Origin of the sequence: Photorhabdus noenieputensis, assembly GCF_018448935.1 — a bacterium.
GTDB classification, from domain to species: Bacteria; Pseudomonadota; Gammaproteobacteria; order Enterobacterales; family Enterobacteriaceae; genus Photorhabdus; species Photorhabdus noenieputensis.
This window is the reverse complement of sequence record NZ_RCWC01000092.1, coordinates 1-2,732: the sequence shown is the minus strand read 5'-3', so window position 1 is coordinate 2,732 and position 2,732 is coordinate 1. Positions and strand designations below refer to the sequence as shown.

Here is a 2,732-nt window from a genome sequence, read left to right as displayed (position 1 = left end):
GATCGGTGTTGAAGCATGGGCTAGTTCAGAGATTGCTAGCAGCATAAGCCCTGTCAGGCTTCGGTGATAAAGAAAACGGCTTCCCATAGATAATCTTGATAGTTTAATAATAACATTATTAAACTATTCTAATGAGGTATTATTTTCTTGTCTGGAAGGAGTAGTATAAAATGTGATCTGGATCGGTTATTTAATCCTGCTAATGGGGAATCTGATATATTAAATTCCATAAAATGGTGGTGGGGCTGGAGATATTACCTCCTTACCCCAACCCAAGTTCTTTTAACTTTCGTGTAATAGTTAACCAGGCAATTGTGCAGCATCTGCGCGAGCATGATCCGACAGCCAAAGTGATCTCTTATGACAACACACCTCTGGCCTTTGCTGCGCTTAACCGCAGCATGGTTTACTTTTTATTTGTTGCGTTGATTTATTTCGTGATGTGTTTGGCGCTTTACTCTACAACGTAGGAAAAAATCTCTTTTCCGTTTCTGGCGGAAAGAAAAATGAGTTTTGGCTCCCCAATATTAGTTTTTCTCTTTACTTAATTATCTAAGACATAATCTCCCTATTTTAACGATAAGGAGATTGTTAATGTTAATTTAAATCAGTAACTTTATGAGAATCCAAGTAACAGAATAAATAATCTTTTTAGATAATATAGTGATAATTAACCTTTAAAATAAGTGAAATATTACAATAACTCTGGTCTTTATTCTTACTGGCTATACTTATATTCTCTGTCTTCTGTCTTCTGTTTGTTATACGATAGCTCGAAAATTTCGCAATTTTTCTGGAACAGATAACTCATGAATATATCGATTCCCGGCCCTGAAAACACTCAGGGCTTGCTTGAACGTGTGTTTAATTAATCGACTGGCTGATAGATGGGCTATAAATTCCCTGTGTTAGCGTACTGTTAACACAGGGAGAGTGGTCATTTTATTAACGAGAAATTACGTAAATCTATTTACAAGCTCTTGGCAAGGATAAGTATTCATTAATTACCATTTATCCATACTTGTTGGAGCCAATCAGTGATATCTGACCACATCTCATTACTATAACCATCATGGGACCAGTATCTAACTTGACCGCCAGGAAGAAGACAGTAGTAGTTTCCGTTATCTTCACAAATAGGTAACCAGTCTTTAGGTACTCCTAACTTTCTTGCATCTTCAAGAGATTGTGATAACTCACCATAATTTTGTTTATCTTTAGTTACAGATAATAATTCTATGGAACCATAGAAAACATTCCCTATTTCCTTTAAAACTTTTTTATAGTCATTAGGAAAGGTAAAACCAATACCACGTTCATATTGTGCTAGCAATTCATCATCTGGTAGATCTGTGTTGCTTTTTTCTCCACCAGATAGAAGTTTTAACTCATTGATAATTTTATCTAAATCGTCATTCATTTTTATACCTATTTATAGCTTTTGGCTCTATCTTTCCAATAGTTAGAACGCCATTTGTTAAATTCTGCTCTATTTATGCCTGAAGGAATACTATTATCATTAATATGTATAACTCCATGATTTTCTTTATGGAAAGATTGTGTAATTTCTGCAATTGCACCATCTTGTTTCTGTAACATGTGGTGAAGATTCACTGGTTTACCATCTGCACCGATTGGTGCACGACCAGATGACATTAGCTCTATGTTCGTTTTTCCTGATTTTGGGTCAATATATTTCGGATCGAATATATCATTTCTCTGATAAACCTTATTCCCTTGAAATTCAATTGGCTCAGCTAACAAATATAACCATATATAAATATATGGTTATATTCGACTTATTATGTGTTTTTTACTGTAATTCAATAAAACTGTTTGTTATTAAAATAGGCTCATCATATGATTCTAAGTTTTCATTTAACCACATTTCCCCAACCCTGTCTAAATGAAATTTAACTAAAGATCCAAATTCGTCTAATGAAATAATAACATTAAGCTTATTAATGGGATTAAAAGAATTCCATGAAATAAGTAATGAATTACAGAATAATATTGAATATTCTAAATAATCTTTATTCACATAGTCATCAATATGAAGTGAATTTACAAAACACTCGAATCCAACACAATCCTGAAAATGTTTTTGGGATGCAGAAGCACTATAAGTCATCAGTTTTTTAGAGAAAAAGCAATTTTCCTTTTCAATAAATCCACTGGATATGATTGATTGTAGTTCATCGGTAAGAACCAAATGATTTCTTTTTAACTCATTCATTTTCTGTTTCATGTTTAAGTTAGCTTTCAGCATTATTTTTCCCCTAAGTATTGTTGCATACCCTTATCAATCGCACTCTTAAAATTACTATTCTTTAATAGCTCATTGACTTTTTTAGGTGCATCAGGAAATGTATTTGAAATAGCATCATAATAGTATTTATTTCCTTGATTGTCTTGATAGTGTAATTGCCCTGCTCGTTGACCAGGATTAGGATTTTCCACATCAATACGTTCTTTACCTACTCCTTTCCAAATTGTTTTACTCGGTACTTGAACTCCATTTGCACCTATCATTTGACCATTTTTGTTTAGCGTATAGCCATGTGAAGATTGCTCACCTTTATTCTTCCCAACAATTGAAGCAACCGAAGCTTTGCTGCCGATAGCACCACCAATACCGGCAGATTCTACGGCCTCTTTGGCTATTAGTGCACCTTTTTCCCAAGCGGGCAATGAGTTATATAACAGCCCTAAATCGTTTTGGTTTTCTGTCG

3 protein-coding genes and 2 pseudogenes are annotated in these 2,732 nt (G+C 34.0%); 1 reads left to right on the top strand and 4 read right to left on the bottom strand.

The window, feature by feature from the left end; translation table 11 throughout:
- Nucleotides 1-290: 290 nt before the first annotated feature.
- Nucleotides 291-407, top strand: a pseudogene (locus tag EAE91_RS25145) (amino acid ABC transporter substrate-binding protein); the annotation flags it as partial.
- Between the two features lie 593 nt (nt 408-1,000).
- Here the strand turns inward: EAE91_RS25145 and EAE91_RS23180 are convergent.
- From EAE91_RS23180 to EAE91_RS23165, 4 genes and pseudogenes are all read right to left on the bottom strand, one after another.
- The gene (locus EAE91_RS23180) at nt 1,001-1,420 is read right to left on the bottom strand and encodes an SMI1/KNR4 family protein (protein WP_214090503.1); all 420 of its coding nucleotides are present in this window, start codon (nt 1,418-1,420) and stop codon (nt 1,001-1,003) included.
- A gap of 8 nt (nt 1,421-1,428) precedes the next feature.
- The gene (locus tag EAE91_RS23175; RefSeq protein ID WP_244869007.1) at nt 1,429-1,764 is read right to left on the bottom strand and encodes an HNH/ENDO VII family nuclease; all 336 of its coding nucleotides are present in this window, start codon (nt 1,762-1,764) and stop codon (nt 1,429-1,431) included.
- Between the two features lie 49 nt (nt 1,765-1,813).
- Nucleotides 1,814-2,269 carry a hypothetical protein gene (locus EAE91_RS23170; protein WP_214090502.1) on the bottom strand — a complete coding sequence of 152 codons (456 nt, stop codon included), beginning with the start codon at nt 2,267-2,269 and terminating at the stop codon, nt 1,814-1,816.
- Nucleotides 2,269-2,732, bottom strand: a pseudogene (locus tag EAE91_RS23165) (hypothetical protein); the annotation flags it as partial. The gene EAE91_RS23170 and the pseudogene EAE91_RS23165, both read right to left, overlap by 1 nt.

Coding starts and splice junctions, on each gene's coding strand:
- EAE91_RS23180 (WP_214090503.1), bottom strand. CDS start 1,420: ATGAATGACGATTTAGATAAAATTATCAATGAGTTAAAACTTCTATCT.
- EAE91_RS23170 (WP_214090502.1), bottom strand. CDS start 2,269: ATGCTGAAAGCTAACTTAAACATGAAACAGAAAATGAATGAGTTAAAA.